Annotated in this window: 14 protein-coding genes; 5 read left to right on the plus strand and 9 right to left on the minus strand. The window is 69.9% G+C overall.

Going from position 1 to position 15,852, the window contains the following annotated elements; genetic code table 11:
* Positions 1-37: 37 nt before the first annotated feature.
* Together Afe05nite_RS33970 and Afe05nite_RS33975 are read left to right on the plus strand one after the other, a co-directional pair.
* Positions 38-976 (plus strand): hypothetical protein, encoded by a 939-nt coding sequence (locus Afe05nite_RS33970; RefSeq protein WP_203821380.1) that lies wholly within the window; start codon positions 38-40, stop codon positions 974-976.
* Positions 977-994: 18 nt separating this feature from the next.
* Positions 995-1,585, plus strand: a complete 591-nt coding sequence (locus Afe05nite_RS33975; protein WP_203821381.1) for a TetR/AcrR family transcriptional regulator — start codon at positions 995-997, stop codon at positions 1,583-1,585.
* Between the two features lie 45 nt (positions 1,586-1,630).
* Here the strand turns inward: Afe05nite_RS33975 and Afe05nite_RS33980 are convergent, their stop codons facing one another.
* The 4 genes from Afe05nite_RS33980 to Afe05nite_RS33995 form a co-directional block, all read right to left on the minus strand.
* Entirely contained in the window at positions 1,631-2,890 is a 1,260-nt protein-coding gene (locus Afe05nite_RS33980) for an MFS transporter (protein ID WP_203821382.1), read from the minus strand.
* Between the two features lie 292 nt (positions 2,891-3,182).
* The gene (locus Afe05nite_RS33985) at positions 3,183-3,674 is read right to left on the minus strand and encodes a nuclear transport factor 2 family protein (RefSeq protein ID WP_203821383.1); all 492 of its coding nucleotides are present in this window, start codon (positions 3,672-3,674) and stop codon (positions 3,183-3,185) included.
* Positions 3,675-3,731: 57 nt separating this feature from the next.
* Positions 3,732-4,391, minus strand: coding sequence for a response regulator transcription factor (locus tag Afe05nite_RS33990; protein ID WP_203821384.1), 660 nt, complete (start codon positions 4,389-4,391; stop codon positions 3,732-3,734).
* On the minus strand, positions 4,376-5,641 hold the full coding sequence (locus tag Afe05nite_RS33995) for a sensor histidine kinase (RefSeq protein ID WP_203821385.1): 1,266 nt from the start codon (positions 5,639-5,641) through the stop codon (positions 4,376-4,378). Before Afe05nite_RS33995 ends, Afe05nite_RS33990 begins: the two co-directional genes overlap by 16 nt.
* Before the next feature lie 132 nt (positions 5,642-5,773).
* On the opposite strand from Afe05nite_RS33995, the gene Afe05nite_RS34000 reads away from it, so the two are divergent.
* The gene (locus Afe05nite_RS34000) at positions 5,774-6,715 is read left to right on the plus strand and encodes a CPBP family intramembrane glutamic endopeptidase (RefSeq protein ID WP_239118401.1); all 942 of its coding nucleotides are present in this window, start codon (positions 5,774-5,776) and stop codon (positions 6,713-6,715) included.
* A 172-nt stretch (positions 6,716-6,887) separates the two neighbouring features.
* Here the strand turns inward: Afe05nite_RS34000 and Afe05nite_RS34005 are convergent, their stop codons facing one another.
* Genes Afe05nite_RS34005 through Afe05nite_RS34020 form a run of 4 tightly spaced genes read right to left on the minus strand, consistent with a single transcriptional unit; the run spans position 6,888 to position 12,117 of the window.
* Positions 6,888-8,864, minus strand: a complete 1,977-nt coding sequence (locus Afe05nite_RS34005; protein WP_203821386.1) for a beta-galactosidase — start codon at positions 8,862-8,864, stop codon at positions 6,888-6,890.
* A gap of 60 nt (positions 8,865-8,924) precedes the next feature.
* Entirely contained in the window at positions 8,925-10,274 is a 1,350-nt protein-coding gene (locus Afe05nite_RS34010) for an ABC transporter substrate-binding protein (protein WP_203821387.1), read from the minus strand.
* A 20-nt stretch (positions 10,275-10,294) separates the two neighbouring features.
* Complete coding sequence (locus Afe05nite_RS34015) at positions 10,295-11,212, minus strand: carbohydrate ABC transporter permease (RefSeq protein WP_203821388.1); 918 nt, start codon at positions 11,210-11,212, stop codon at positions 10,295-10,297.
* Entirely contained in the window at positions 11,212-12,117 is a 906-nt protein-coding gene (locus Afe05nite_RS34020; RefSeq protein ID WP_203821389.1) for a carbohydrate ABC transporter permease, read from the minus strand. The genes Afe05nite_RS34015 and Afe05nite_RS34020 overlap by 1 nt, the downstream gene beginning before the upstream one ends.
* 171 nt (positions 12,118-12,288) lie before the next feature.
* Between Afe05nite_RS34020 and Afe05nite_RS34025 the strand changes: the two genes are divergently transcribed.
* Positions 12,289-13,275, plus strand: a complete 987-nt coding sequence (locus tag Afe05nite_RS34025; protein ID WP_203821390.1) for a LacI family DNA-binding transcriptional regulator — start codon at positions 12,289-12,291, stop codon at positions 13,273-13,275.
* Positions 13,276-13,303: 28 nt separating this feature from the next.
* On the opposite strand, the gene Afe05nite_RS34030 is transcribed toward Afe05nite_RS34025, so the two are convergent.
* Complete coding sequence (locus Afe05nite_RS34030) at positions 13,304-14,764, minus strand: hypothetical protein (protein ID WP_203821391.1); 1,461 nt, start codon at positions 14,762-14,764, stop codon at positions 13,304-13,306.
* 328 nt (positions 14,765-15,092) lie between these two features.
* Between Afe05nite_RS34030 and Afe05nite_RS34035 the strand changes: the two genes are divergently transcribed.
* Positions 15,093-15,665 (plus strand): GtrA family protein, encoded by a 573-nt coding sequence (locus tag Afe05nite_RS34035; protein WP_203821392.1) that lies wholly within the window; start codon positions 15,093-15,095, stop codon positions 15,663-15,665.
* The last annotated feature ends 187 nt before the right edge of the window (positions 15,666-15,852 follow it).

Here is a 15,852-nt window from a genome sequence, read left to right on the forward strand (position 1 = left end):
ATGGCGATCTTTCGATATGTGTACTTACTTTGAAGACATGCGTTTCGCTGCCCCTCTTGTCGTCGCCCTCGTCACGGTTGCCGCGGCCGCCACGCCGGCCGGCGCCGCCCTCCCCACCCTCGCCGTCGGCGCCACCACCTCGGCCGCCGACACCGTCGGTAGCGGCAACACCTGCGCCGGCTTCCTCGACGAACGCACCAACCTCGGCGCGCTCGGCATCCGCCGGGTCTTCGCCAGCGCCGGCCAGTTGCCCCCGAACGACGCGCTGAACTGCCACAACAACAACGGCGCCGGCCTCTGGTTCTCGTTCAAGACGTCCTGCACGCCGACCGCGGTCGCGGCCGGCAGCTGCGACACCGAGATCCAGAACATCGCGGCCGCGATGCCGGCCAACAGCTACCTCACCTACTTCCACGAGCCCGAGAACGACATGACGGGCGTGCAGTTCGTCGCCGCGTTCAGCCGCGCCTACACGGTGGCCAAGGCGGTCAAGCCGAGCCTCAACGTCGTGCCGATCTACATGTCGTACCAGTGGCGGACGGGCTCGACGAAGGTCACCAACAACGGCACCGGCGGCGACTACGAGATCCAGGACTGGCTCGTTCCCGCCGCGTACGCCGATGCTTATGGGTTCGATCTCTACTGGCAGGCCAGCACCCGCGGCAGCGAGCCGGACGACCCGGTCGCGGTGAACGCCGACCCGCGGATGACCCGCTGGTACAACGCGGTCAGCGGCCTCGGCCGGCCGCTCACCCTGCCGGAGTGGGGCATCGACGACGACCAGGGCACCCGGGCCTCCCGCGGGCCGGCCATCCGCGCCTCCCGCACGTGGCTGACGAGCCACAACTTCCACATCGTCGCCTACTGGCAGATGGACAACTGGTACCTGGGCGCCAGCACCTTCCCGGCCGGCGGCTACGCCGACCCCGACGGCGTCGCCGCCTACCAGGAACTGGTGGCCGCCGCCACGCCCTGACCCAAATAGAATCACCCGATGAGTACGACCAGCGCCGCGCCCGGCCGGCCCCGCGATCCCGAGGTGGATCGCCGGATCGCCCGGGCCGCGCTGGACGTCTTCGGCGAGCTCGGCTGGGCCGGCTTCGCCATGGAGGTCGTCGCGAAACGGGCCGGGGTCGGCAAAGCATCGCTCTACCTGCGCTGGAGCAGCAAGGAGTCGCTGCTCAGCGATGCCCTCTCGACCGGCCTGGTGCGGGTCAGCGACGTGGACACCGGCACCCTGCACGGCGACATGGTCGAGTTGGCCACGCAGATCCTCGACCTCTACTCCGGCCCGGCGAGCCGCGCGGCCTTGCGCGTCTCGCTGGAGGCCGGGGCGATTCCCGGCGTCGCCGAGAACTACGAGGCGATCCGCAAGGCCCAGACCCGCGCCGCCCGTTCGATCGTGCGGCGCGGCATCGCCCGGGGCGAACTGCCCGCCGGCACGTCGGTGACGTTGCTGCTGGACACCCTGGTCGGCGGCGCCATGGTGCACGCGATGAGCACTCCCCCGGCCCTGGCCGCGAACGCCGCCGACCACGCCCGGCAGCTCGTCGACTTCCTCATGCGTGCGGTGACCACCCCGTAGCCGGCAGCCTTCGCCCTGGGCCGCCGTCCCCGGCGCGACGCGGCCCTAGCGCGCGGTCGCTTCCTTCTCGAAGTCGATCGCGTCGGGGGCACCGCCGAACTCGTCGGCCATCTCACCGGCGACCTCCTCGGGATTCCCCGGCCGGCCCGCCGCCATTTCGGCGTCGGCGGCGGCGAGCATGCGGTGGCCGGTGGTCAGGATTCCCACCCCGCCGAGTACGGCGATCGCGCCCACCACGAACGGGACGTGCATGTTCCAGTGGTCGACCATCTTGCCCGCGAAGTACGGGGCGAGCCCGCCGCCGATGAACCGGACGAAGCCGTACGCCGCGGAGGCGACCGGCCGCTCGACCGGCGCGACAAGCATGACCGCCTGGGTGGTCAGAGTGTTGTTGATGCCCGCCACGACGCCGGAGGCGACCACACAGACGATCACGGCCCAGCGGTTCTCGGTGAACAGACCGATGAGCAGCAGCAGGATCGCGAACACGGTCAGCGCGCCGTACATCGAGGGCGCCGTGCCGAACCGCCGCTGCAACCACGGCGCGCCGGTGATCGAGAAGAAGGCGAGCAGCAGGCCCCACGCGAAGAAGACGAAGCCGAGCTTGGTGGCCGAGAGCTCCATCGGGTACGGCGCGTAGCCGAGCATCGTGAAGAAGCCCCAGTTGTAAAGCACCGCCGTCAAGCTGATGGTCAGCAGGCTCCGGTGCCGGAGGGCCTTGAGCGGAGCCAGGATCGACGTCCGGTGGGCCGGCTTCGGCTGCGGCTCCAGCAGCGTGGCGGTGGCGAGCAGAGCGATCGCCATCAGGACGGCCACCCCGAAGAACGGCCCGCGCCAGCTGATGTTGCCGAGCAGGCCACCGACCAGCGGCCCGGCCGCGATGCCGAGCCCGAGCGCCGCCTCGTACATGATGATCGCCCCGGCGAACCCGCCCGACGCCGACGCCACGATCACGGCCAGGGAGGTCGCGATGAACAGCGCGTTGCCCAGGCCCCAACCGGCCCGGAAGCCCACGATGCCGTTGATCGACCCCGACAGCCCGGCCAGCGCCGCGAACACCACGATCAGGCCAAGGCCGGCGAGCAGCGTGAGCTTGGCCCCGATCCGGCTGGACACCCACCCCGTGAAGAGCATGGCCACCGCCGTGACCAGCAGATAACTGGTGAACAGCAGACTGACCTGACTGGGTGTCGCATCGAGCTGCTTCGACAGCGCCGGCAGGATCGGATCCACGAGCCCGATCCCCATGAAGCTGACCACGCAGGCGAACGCCACCGCGTAGACCGCCTTGGGCTGCTTGAACATCGAAGAACCCACCCTCCTGTTTCGCACAGCTCCACACTAGCTGCATAATGCAGCTATTAAATTCTACTCCTGCTGACTGCTCCATCACAGTGCCGACTCAGCCCGCGCCGACTCGCCCGCCCTGGACTCGCCTGCCCTAGACGGGAAATCCCCCGCCCCGATTCGCCCGCCCTGGGAAGCTTGTCCGCGAGGCGTTCAACCAGTCACTGGAACGCTTCACCGGCGCACTGGCGAACACCTTGACGTCTCGGACGGCCACCCCTGCCCGCGCCGCCGCTCTGGAGGCCGCTCACTAGCCCGCCGCCGCCCTCGGCTCCGTCTCGAAGTAGTCACGCAGATGCGCGATCTGCTCACCCCGGACCCGAAAGATCTGCACGAGCGACATCGTGCGCCGAGCCACCGCCGGCTCTTCCTCGGCGGCGGCCGGGCTGTCGGCGGCCGGGCTGTCGGCGGCCGGGCTGTCGGCGGTCGGGCTGTCCAGGACTGTGTCGATCTCGGCGATGAAGACGTCCGGGTCGGCGGTGTCATGCAGGACCACCTTGGACAGCTCCATGTTCACCGTGCCGAGCCCTTCCGGTTGCACCTGATAGACAGCGATGCCGGCCCGGATCGCCGCACGTCCTTCGAGCCTGTCACCGGCCAGCGGCACCTCGTAGATGCCGTCCTCCGTGAACAACTCAGCAAACGCGTCGGGGTTGCGAGTGATGGCGCCCGCGTAGAGGTACCGCTCAAAGATCTCTCTATGGCTGATCGTCACTGTCCACATGTACACCGCTTCGTCCATCTCGCCGCTGCAGCGGGCCGGGGGCACGAACTCACGGCGGTGGTCGGGCGTGGACAGTCATGACTGGCCCCGCAGATAGGTCAGGACCGCCAGGACACGCCGGTTGGTGTTGTCGTCTGGCGGCAGGTCCAGCTTCGCCAGGATGTTGCCTACGTGCTTGCCCACCGCCGCCTCGGAAAGACTCAGCAAGCGGGCTGTCGCGGCGTTCGAGTAACCCTCGGCCACGCGCGCCAGCACCTCACGCTCCCTCGGCGAGAGCGCGTCGAGCGGGTGGTTCCGGCGGCCCAGCAGGCTGCGGACCACCTCCGGGTCGACCACCGTGTCGCCCGCTGCCACCCGGTTCAGCGCAACGATGAAGTCCTCCACATCGACGACGCGGTCTTTCAGGAGGTAGCCGACGCTGCGGCCGCTGCCGGAGTCGAGCAACTCGGCGGCGTAGCCGTGCTGCACATACTGACTCAACGCCACGACCGCCAGGCCTGGATCTTCGCGGCGCAGCTGCACAGCCGCTCGGAGTCCCTCGTCGCTGAACGTCGGCGGCATCCGGATGTCGGTGACGATCATCTGCGGCTTGTGCCTCGCGACCGCGGCCATCAACTCCTGCGCGTCGCCGACAGCAGCCACCACATCGAAGCCGAAGCGCTGCAGCAAGCCGGCCAGACCTTCACGGAGCAACACCGCGTCCTCGGCGAGTACGACTGTCACTTTCGGCGGCACGGCAACTCCACACGGATCACGGTCGGTCCCCCGGCCGGGCTGGACAGGTACATGCGTCCGTCGCCGACAGCGGCTCGGTCGGCCAGCCCGAGCAGCCCGCTGCCGTGAGCCGGGTCGGCGCCGCCTCGCCCGTCGTCGGTGACCTCGGCGCTCACCAACTCGCCGGCCCAGCGGACGGTTACTGCGGCCGAACTTGCCCCGCTGTGCTTGGCGACGTTGGCCAGGGCTTCAGCGACCACGAAGTAGACAGTGGCCTCGACGTCTTCGGGCGGCCGCCGAGGCAGGTCGACGTCGACCCGGGTGGGGACCGCCGAGCGCCCGGCCAGATCCTGCAGTGCGGCCGGCAGACCCAGCTCGGTCAGCAGCTGCGGCCGGATGCCGTGGATGAGCTCCCTCAGGTTGCCCATCAACTCCTTGGCCTGGACCTGCGCCTTCTCCAGCGCGGAGCCGGCCGGCGAGCCCGCCGGGACGTCGAGACTGGCCAGGCTGATCTGCAACGCCAGCCCGACAACCTGTTGCTGCGCCCCGTCGTGCAGGTCGCGCTCGATACGACGGCGTTCGGCCTCGAACGCGCCGGCCAGGCGGGCCCGCGACCGCGACACCTCGACCAGCTCGGCCCGCAGCTCGGCGCTGGTGCCGGCGTGCAGCATCCCGCGGGCCAGCGCCGCGTGCGCGCCGGCGACGGCCCCCATCAGGAAAGGAACTCCGATCAGGGCGAGTGCCCCGACGATCGAATAGGGCACGGCCTCTCGGGAGGTGTTGATCGTGACGACTCCGAACGAAACCGGGCCATCACCGACCAGCGCCGGGCTCAGCGCGCAGACGACCAACAGCATGATCAGCACGACCATCGCGCTGTAGACGATCGGGACGCCGGTCACCAGGAATACCGCGTAGCCGAGGCGCCGCCAGCGGGACCGGGTCACCACGACATCCCGGTTGTCGACCAGACGCAACCGGACCCGCTCCGCCTCGGCGAGCGGCCAGGCCACCAGCGGACCGAGCCCCGCGACCAGCACAGCGCCGCCCAGGAAGAGCAACAGCCCGCCGAACAGGCCGACCCGGCCGCTCGTCGACCATCGCAGCATCAGCAGCCACGGGAGGGTCAGCAGGCCGAACGGGATGGCGATCACGGAGGCCAGCGGAGCGGTGGTGATGAGGAAGGCGAGAGATCGCCACGGCCACGAGCTCGCCAGGAACCGGCCACGGCGGAGCGCAGCCAGGGCGGTGTTTGCGTGGGGTTCGGGCATGGGAGAGACGCTATCCAGGGTCCTCGGGACGGCCCAGCCGTCTAGGCATACGTTTGAGGTAGTGCTAGGCATACCTTCAAGCGGCGCCTGGACGTAGTGCCCGCGGCGGACACCGCATGGTCTTCTCGCTCCATGACCAGCCCGCGAGGATTCATCGCCCGCCGCCCCCTGCTCGCCTACTTCATCCTGACCTTCGGCCTGACGTGGCTCGCTTGGCTCCCGTTCGTCCTGTCCACGTCGGGCCTCGGCATCCTGCCGTGGCACCCGCCGCGACTGTTCGGCAGCACCCAGCTGCTCGGCGTGTTGCCCGGTGCCTATCTCGGACCGGTCACGTCGGCGCTCGTGGTGACCGCGCTCGCCGCCGGGCGACCGGGACTGACCAGGTGGGTGCGGCGACTGGTTCGGTGGCGAGTGAGCCTCCGGTGGTATGCCCTCGTGCTCCTCGGGGTGCCGGCCGCGGCCATCGCCGCCACGTTCGCGCTGCCCCGCGCCTGGGCCGGCGCGCACCTGCCGTCGCCGACGATCCTGCTGCTCTACCTGCCGATACTCGCCCTTCAGGTCCTCACGACCGGGGTGGCGGAGGAGCCCGGGTGGCGCGATTTCGCCCAGCCGCGCCTGCAGATCAGATTCGGGCCGCTCCGGGCCTCGCTGATCCTGGGTCCGCTGTGGGGCGCCTGGCATCTGCCGCTGTTCTTCACCGAATGGGCGGGCTGGCCCCACGTCGACTGGGTGATGCCGGTCGAGTTCCTGGCCGGTTCGACGGTGCTGAGCATCGTGCTCACCTGGGTGTTCAACCGGACCGGGGAAAGCCTGCCACTGGTCATGCTGCTGCACGCCGGCGTCAACACTGTCTTCTCGCTGGTATGGCCGCAGATCTTTCCGCAGCTGGACCTGTTCCGCGACTCGCTGCACGCTCTCACGATCAGCGCCGGTCTGGCCGCCGCGGTGCTGATGGTGGCAACACGCGGCCGCCTCGGGATGCCCCGCGACGGCGCACCGGTGAGACCCGCGTCGGAAGGGCCTGCATCGACGAAGAGAAAGCCGCACGTGCCGCGACACGCACAGCTCCGCTGAGGGCAATGCGAAAGCCACAGGCCGAAACGGACCCCATAGAGCCGAGCAGGATGAAACGAGGGGCCGCGGGGGAACGTCGAGGCGCAGCCGAGAGGCGGTGTGGGGTGGATGTGCAACGACCCGGTGACGTCTGGAAGGTCGTCACCGGGTCGCTCGGCGGGCGACTGGCAGGTCAGGCGCGGAACACCGCCACTCCCCTGGCGGCGAGAGTGGGCTCGGGGGCACCCAGCTCGGTGATGTCGAGCGGGTTGTCGGTGCGGTTCACGACGAAACGGAAGTCGCCTCGCTGGGCCACCTCGACCTGGCCCCGCAACGCGACCGGGAGGTCGCTGTGCAGGTTCGCGCGGTCCAGCAAGGTCGACAGGACGGGGGTGAGGCCGGTGGCGCCGAGGCGGGTCGAGACGTAGGCGGCTGAGCCGTTGCCCACGGGGCGTCGGGTCACGGCCGGGCGGCCGCTCATCTCGCCTGAGTCGTAGGAGGCCAGCACCTCGGTCGACTCGTCGGTCAGGTCGATCCGGTCGGTCCACACGGTGCCGACCGTGCCGTTCGAGAGGGCGGCGCTCTCGTCGTCCAGCAGCGGGGCGAACTCCTCGATGCGGATGCCGAGCAGGTCACGCAGGGCGCCCGGGTAGCCGCCGAGCCACACGTGGTCGTGTTCGTCGACGATGCCGGAGAAGTAGGTCGTGACGAGGTGGCCGCCGGCCGACACGTAGGCGTCCAGTCGTTTGGCCAGGTCGGCGGGAACGACGTGCAGGATCGGGGCGACCACCACGTCGTAGTCCTCGAGCGGGGCCGAGAGCGGCACCACGTCGGCGCGGACACCCAGGTCGAGGAAGGCGGTGTACCAGTCCAGGGCCTCCTGCCGGTAGCGCAGGCGGTCGGTGGGGTGCGAGTCGAGTTCGGACGCCCACCAGGACGGCCAGTCGAAGACGATGGCGGCGCGGGCGCGGGTGCGCGGGGTGCCGGCGAGCGAGGACAACGACGTCAGGCGGTCGCCGAGCGACTTGACGGCGCGGAACAGGTCGCTGTCGGTGCCGGCGTGGGGCAGCATCGCCGAGTGGTACTTCTCGGCACCCGCCCGGGACTGGCGCCACTGGAAGAAGCAGACCGCGTCGGCGCCGTGGGCCACGTGCAGCAGGGAATCACGGGCCAGCTCGCCCGGCTTCTTCGGCACGTTGATGGGCTGCCAGTTCACGGCGCTCGTCGAATGCTCCATCAGGAACCAGGGCCGGCCGCCGGCGATGTTGCCGGTCAGGTTGGCCGAGAAGGAGAGTTCGTCGAGCGACTGCGGGCCGGGCTGGCGGTAGTGGTCGTTGGAGACGAAGTCGACCTCGCTCGCCCAGTCGGCGTAGTCCATGCCCTTCGTCTCGCCCATCACCATGAAGTTCGTGGTGATGGGGACGTCGGGGGTGGCGGCGCGCAGGATCGTGCGTTCCTCCACCAGGTACTGCTTCAGCGCGTCCGAGGAGAACCGCTTGAAGTCGAGTTGCTGGCCCGGGTTCGGGTGGGTGGCGGCGAGGCGCGGCGGGATGATCTCGGCCCAGTCGGTGTAGCGCTGCGCCCAGAACGCGGTCCCCCAGGCGTCGTTGAGCTCGTCCAGGGTGACGTAGCGGTCGCGCAACCATCCGCGGAAGGCCGCGGCCGCGTCGTCGGAGTAGTCGTAGATGTTGTGGCAGCCGAGCTCGTTCGAGACGTGCCAGGCCGCGAGCGCGGGGTGGTCCCGGTAACGCTCCGCGAGGACGGAGACCAGCCGCAGCGCGTAGCGGCGGAAGATCGGCGAGGTCGGCCGCCACTGCTGGCGACCACCCGGCCAGATGGTGTGCCCGAGCCGGTCGACCGGGAGGATCGACGGGTGGGCGGCGGTCAGCCAGGGCGGCGGGGACGCGGTCGCGGTGGCCAGGTCGACCAGGATCCCGTTGGCGTGCAGGAGATCCATGGCGTCGTCGAGCCAGGCGAAGTCGAACTCGCCGTCGGCCGGTTCGAGCTTGGCCCACGAGAAGATCGCCAGCGAGACGATGGTGACGCCGGCCTCGCGCATGTGCCGGACGTCGGAGTCCCACACATCACGTGGCCACTGGTCAGGGTTGTAGTCGGCGCCGAACTCCAAGCGGGGGGCACCGTCGCGACGCAGCCATCGAGGGGAACTCACACGAACTCCTAGCCAGGAAGAAAGACGGGGCCCGCGACGAAAACCGCGGGCCCCCGGGTGTCACTTGACGGTGAAGCCCTGCTCGGTGCCGTACTTCGCGGACTGGTCCTGCCAGGCCTTGAGGCCGTCGGCCAGCGTGGTGCCGGAGACGTACGCCTTGCCGACGGTGTCGTTGAAGATGCTGTTCGAGTAGACCTGGAACGGCAGGTACGACCAGCCGGTGAGGACGTTCTGCGACGACTTCGCGAAGATCTCGTTGGCCTTCTGACCGCCGAAGTAGGGGAACTCGGTGGCGAGCCATTTGGCGTCGGACAGCTGCGCGGTGGTGGCCGGGAAGGCGCCGTTGTCGACGCGGGTCTGCACACCGTCACCGTCGGTCGCGTACTTCAGGAAGCCGTAGGCCAGCGCCTTGTCGGCGGTGCCCTTGTCCATCAGGGCGAGCGAGGAGCCACCGTTCTCGGCGCTGGCGTTCGCACCGGCGGTCCACTGCGGGAGCGCGGCGGCACGCCACTTGCCGGCACCGCCGGGCGCGCTGGAGACGAAGTTCGCCGGCATCCAGGCGCCGGTCGCGAGGGACGCGATCGAGCCGCTGGCGATGCCCTGGAACCACTGGTCGCTCCACGACGAGACCGGCGCGACGAGCTTCTCGGTGATCAGCGTCTGCCAGACCTTCTCGAACTTCTGGGTGCCCTCGTCCGAGAAGTTGATCGTGACGTTGGTGCCGTCGACGGCGTACGGCTTGCCGCCGGCCTGCCAGATCATGCTGGTCACGAAGCCGGCGTCGCCGGTGTCGTTGGTGATGTACGCCTTGGGGTCGGCCGCGTGCAGCTTGCGGGCCGCGTCGAGGTACTCGTCCCAGGTGGTCGGCACCGCGATCTTGTATTTGTCGAAGACCTCTTTGTTGTAGTACAGCGCCATCGGGCCGGAGTCCATCGGCAGGCCGTAGACCTGGCCGCCGTTGTTCACCGAGTTCCACGGTCCGGGCGCGAAGTCGGCCTTGATGCCGTCGGCGCCGAACGTGCCGAGGCTGGTCAGCGATTTGCCGAGGGCGAACTGCGGCAGCGCGTAGTACTCGATCTGGCCGATGTCGGGGACACCCTTGCCGGCCGCGATCGCGTTCTGCAGGGCGGTGTACTGCTTGTCGCCGGTGCCGGCGTTGACCAGGTCGACCTTGACCTTCGGGTACTTCTCCTGGAACTTCGCGACGACCTGCTTGAGGGTCGGTTCCCAGGCCCAGACGGTCAGGTTGCCGCCCTTCTCGAGGGCCGCCGTCACGTCGGCGTCGGAGACTGCCTTGCCGCCGCCGGACGAGGCGGAGTCCGACGACGAGTCGGACGAGCCGCAGGCGGCCATCGACAGAGCCAGTGCGGCCGCTGAGGCGACGGCCGCGACTGTGCGGAATCTGGACATTAATGGTCCTTTCGGGAGGGCTATTCCTTGACGGAGCCGGCTGCCAGGCCGGACTGCCAGTACCGCTGCAGCAGCAGGAACACGGCGAGCAGCAGCGTGATGGTGATGAGTGAGCCGGTGATGACGAGGTTGAAGACGGCCTCGCCGCCCGCGGTGGCGGCCTGGGCGTTCCAGGCGTTGAGGCCGACGGTGAGCGGGTACCAGTCGGGGTCCTTGAGCATGATCAACGGGAGGAAGTAGTTGTTCATGGTCGAGACCATCGTGAACAGCAGAGTGGTGACGATGCCCGGCGCGAGCAGCGGGAGGCTGATCCGGAACAGCGTGCGGAACTCGCTCGCGCCGTCGACCCGGGCGGCCTCGAGCATCTCGGTCGGGATGGCCTGCGCGGCGAACGTCCACATCAGGTACAGGCCGAACGGCGAGATCAGGGACGGGATGATCACGGCCCACGGGGTGTTGGTGAGGCCCATCTTGCTGAACATCAGGAAGGTCGGCACGGCCAGTGCGGTCGGCGGCACGGCCACGGCGCCGATCACGATCGCGAACACGGCCTTCTTGCCGAAGAACTGGAACTTGGCCAGCCCGTAGCCACCGAGGACGGCGAGGAAGGTCGCGCCACCGGCCCCGACGACGACGTACAGCAGGGTGTTTCCCAGCCAGCGGCTGAAGATCCCGCCGTCGTACGTGAAGGTGGTCCTGATGTTGTCCCACAGCGCGAAATGTCCGTCGTCGAACCAGAGCCCGAACGAGCTGAACAGCCCCTCCTGGGTCTTCGTCGAGTTGAACACCAGCCAGGCCAGCGGCACCAGCGCATAGATCGCCATCAGTGCGGTGAGCGCCGTCAGGGTGACACTGCCGCGCCGCTTGCGCTTGGCCGGCCGGCTCTCGGCCGACGTCGAGGGGGTACGGGTGGAGCCGGGCACCGTGGTCGTGGTCATCAGAGGTCCCTCGTTCCGCGGAGCTGGACCACGTAGGCGACGATCATCGTGATCACGGCCATCACGACTGCCACCGCCGCGGAGTAGTTGAACTGCTGCCCGGAGAAGGTCAGCGAGTACGCGTAGAAGTTCGGCGTGAAGTAGGTGGTGATCGCGTTCGGCGCCGAGGCGCGCAGGATGGCCGGCTCGTTGAACAGCTGGAAGCTGCCGATGATCGAGAAGATCGTGGCGATGACCAGGGCACCCCGGATCGCGGGGAGCTTGATCGACCAGATCGTCCGGTACTGCCCGGCACCGTCGATCTCGGCCGACTCGTAGAGCGACTTCGGCACGACCTTGAGCGCGGAGTAGAAGATCAGCATGTTGTAGCCGACGAACTCCCAGGTCACGATGTTGCCGATGGAGGCAAGGATCAGACTGGGCTTCAGCGGGTCGGGCAGGGTGACGTTGAGGGCGTCGTTGATGCTGCCGATCAGGCCGAACTGGGAGCCGTAGATGAAGCCCCACATCAGGGCGGCGACGACGGCCGGCACGGCGTACGGCAGGAAGACCGTGACCCGGAAGAACCCGGCGCCGTAGAGCCGGCCGCTGTCGATCGCGAGAGCGATCAGCAGCGCCAGGAACAGCATGATCGGGACCTGGACGATCAGGAACAGCGAGACCCGGCCGACCGACGACCAGAAGTTCGGGTCGTCGAGGACCTGCTGGTAGTTGTCCAGCCCGACGAACGAGTTACCACCGACGAGCCGGTTGCGGTACAGGCTCAGGTAGATCGAGTACGCGATCGGCGCGAGGAAGACGAGCGCGAACACGAGCATGAACGGCCCGACGAACTGCCATCCCCGGAACGAGGGGCGGCGGCGCCGGCGCACATCTGTGGGCGCCGCGATCGGTGGTGCTGTCATGGGACCTCATCCTGTCGGGATGTTTGCGCAAACATACCGCCGACCAGGCCATGTTTCGGGCCTGCTTCGAATGTGATGTTTACGTAAACATCGAGGTGATAGTTTCACCGCGTGCAAAGATCGTCAAGGGACCCGGCCGCCGCGGCCGCACAACGACGCCGCGGAGTCTCGATGGCCGACGTCGCCCGGCTGGCCGGCGTGTCGTCACAGACCGTCTCCCGGGTGAGCACGGGCCACCCCGGCGTCGTCGAAGCCACCCGCCAGCAGGTGCTCGCCGCCATGAAAGAGCTCGGCTACCGGCCCAACAGCGCCGCCCGGGCCCTCAAGCGCGGCGAGTTCCGCACCCTCGGCGTCATCGTCTTCACCCTGGCCACCACCGGCAACAGCCGCACCGTCGAGGCGATCGCGTCGCACGCGGCTCGCGAGGGCTACGCGATCACCCTGATCCCGGTCGCGCACCCGACCCAGGACGGCGTGCTCGGCGCGTTCACCCGGCTCGGCGAGCTCGCCGTCGACGGCATCATCGTGATCATGGAAGTGCACCTGCTCGACACCGCCAACCTGACCCTGCCGGTCGGGGTGCCGGTCGTGGTCGTCGACTCCGACGCCGGCACCCGCTACCCGGTCGTCGACACCGACCAGGCCGACGGCGCCCGGCAGGCCGTCCGCGCCCTGCTCGACCTGGGCCACCCCACGGTCTGGCACGTGACCGGCCCGGCCGAGTCGTTCGCCAGCGAGCGGCGCGAGAAGGCGTGGCGCTCGGTCCTGACCGCGGCCGGGCGCCCGGTGCCCGACCTGCTGCGCGGCGACTGGTCGGCGGAGTCCGGCTACCGCGCGGGCCGCCGCCTGGCCGCCGTCCCGGAATGCACCGCGGTCTTCGTCTCCAACGACCAGATGGCGCTCGGCGTGCTGCGCGCCCTGCAGGAGAACGGCCGCCGGGTTCCCGACGACGTCAGCGTGATCGGCTTCGACGACCTGGAGGACGCCGCCTCCTACCTGCCCCCGCTGACCACGATCCACCAGGACTTCGCCGAGGTCGGGCGGCGCTGCGTGCAGGGCCTGCTGGCGCAGATCCGCGACCAGGGCGGCGAGCCCGGCACCGAACTGGTGCCGACGACGCTGATCACGCGCGCGAGCACCGCTCCCCCACGGTCCTGACCGGCCCCGGCGGCCGGCGGAGTCCACCTCAGAGCCGGTGCGGCCGGGGAAACCAGGCCCAGTGGTCGTCGCACCACACCAGACCGTCGAAGGACAGGCCCGCGGTCTGGCCGGGCACGATGTAACGCCACGTCGCCCACATCCGGCCGGGGGTCAGCGACGCACCGTCGCCGGCCGCGGCGACCCGCACCTCGACCCGGAAACCGGGCGGCGGATGACGGAAATCGATCGGCCCGGACCACAGTCGTTCGTAGTGCACGCGGGCCCGTTCCCGGCACTGGGGCAGGAACGCCTTGGCATAGTCGTCGTCCCGCGGGCGCACGTCACGTAGCGCCACACCGGTGCCGTCGCTGGCGATCGCGCGTAACAGCGGTTCCAGACGCAGCCGCAGGACCGCGGACGACGGGCCGGCCGGATCCCAGTCGGCCAGGATCTGCCGCCAGCCGCTCTCCACGACGGCCATCGCCTCAGGCGTGAAACGCGCCGGGTCGGCCCGGAACGCGTGCGTCCCCCGCTCGCTGCCGAACCGGAACTCACCGCGGGCGCGCGCCGCGGCCAGGCAGTCGGCCGCCTCGGCGAGCCAGGCCCGCGCCGCCCGCTGATCCTCGACGGTCGCCGCCCGCTCCGCGAACAGGTCGGCCACCAGCACCAACTCGCCGGTGTCCAACAGTTCCGGCAGGCCGGCGCCGGCCGACCGCGGATCGGGCAAGCGGGCAGCCGGGTCCGGCGGCGCGATGACGTCGAGGACGGCTTCCGGCAGACCGGGCCCACCGCGAGCCACCAGCAGGTGCGCAGTGTGGTCGCGGCCGGCCCGCGGGAAGCCCTCGAGGTCGAGGAACCAGGTCGGTTCCTCGACGCGATGCGACCTCGCCGGCGGGTAGCGGTAACGGACGGGCGGGTGCTCACCCCGTACCGGAACAGGGGGTAAGGCGGCGACGTCCGGCGCCTGGCCGGGCGTCAGCACGGCTGCCGCGAGCAGCGGCAGCACGTCGGTGGCCTCCTCGTCACCACGCAGCGTGGCGGCGATGACGTCCAGCAGCGGCTCGGCCACCGTGGCCACCTCGGCCGTGCGCAGCGCCGCCCGCGCCGCGCCGACCGTCTCCGGGCCCGGGGCGATCAGCGCGTGCGCCACCGCGATCCACGCCTCATGTCCGAAAAGGCCGACGACCGGCGGGTGGCTGAGCGCGGTGAGGGCGGCCCGGGCACCGGCCCGGCGACAGATTCCGTACGCGGAAAGCCAGGTCACCGGGGGTATCGGCACGCCCTCGGCCGGGAAGTGCTTGGCCGGGAGTTCCACCCAGCCCCGGTTGCGGGCCGCCCCGATCGCGGCGGCGGTCGCCCCCGCGACCACGTCCGCGGGCGCCTCCGGATCGCCGAGCAGCAGCCGCTCCAGATCGGTCCGCAGGAGCTCGACGCCGTCGCTGCCCTGCGGCGGCCGGGTGAGCAGCGCGCGACGACGGTCGTCGACGGAGCGGCGGCTCGTGGTCATCGATGCTCCTGAAAGCGATCCCGGGTGATTCCACACGGTAACGGTCGACCGGCCCCGTTGACGCCATCGACGACGCACCGTTTGCTGTTACCCGAAGGTAACCTGATGATCACGTGGTCGGCCGGGTGCTGTTCGCCCCCTGCCGGCCCCGTCTCCGGCCGGTTGACGCTCGCGCCGGCGCGGGCGGCGGCGGGTGCGGTCCCGGCCCCGGGCGACGCCGTCCTCGCCCCGTCCGCCGTGGCCTGGCCCGCCCTCGGGTGGCGATTCACACGAGGTTCTCATCCGGCCGTCAGCGCACCGGCTTGCCCCGCTGACTAGACTCGCGCAGATGTCGAGCCGGATGCAGATGGTGAGCCGGATCTGGAGCAGGCATCACGAGGCGGCGAAGTTCCTGTTGGTGGGTGGCGTCTGCTTCCTGGCCACCGCGGTCGTCAACTACGCCCTGAAGCTGACGATCCTGCACGAGAAGCCGGTGACGGCGCTGGCCTTCGCCACGGTCCTGGCCACCATCCTGTCCTACGTGCTGAACCGGGAGTGGTCTTTCCGGGCCCGCGGTGGCCGCGAACGCCACCATGAGGCGGCCCTGTTCTTCGCGGTCAGCGCGATCGGGATCGGCCTCAACGTGCTCCCGCTGTGGGTCTCCCGCTATGCCCTCGACCTGCGTGTCCCCGACGTGACCCGGCCCGTCCAGGAGATCGCCGACTTCGTCAGCGGCATGATCGTGGGCACGCTGATCGCGATGGTCTTCCGTCTGTGGGCCTTCAAGCGTTTCGTCTTCCCCGACCAGCGGACCCGCCCGCCCCGGCGCGCCGCCGCCCGCTCCGGCCCGCGCACCAAGATCGTGCACCGCGGTGAGCCGGCCCCGTCGGAGGATCCCGGCCGCCTGCACGATCGCGGCTGACCCCACGCCGACCGGCGGGTTGCCGACCCGCACTCGGCCGTCGCCCGGATCGTCGGCGTCCTGTTCGGCCCCGCTTTCCTCGCGATGGCCCGGCGGGTGGCGACGGTCGGCGGGTGGATCGGCGCGGACGGCGTCACGGTGCGCTTGTCGCCGCGTTCGGGGTCGCGGACGACAGGATAACCTCTCC

It is taken from the genome of Paractinoplanes ferrugineus, from assembly GCF_016862195.1.
GTDB lineage: Bacteria > Actinomycetota > Actinomycetes > Mycobacteriales > Micromonosporaceae > Actinoplanes > Actinoplanes ferrugineus.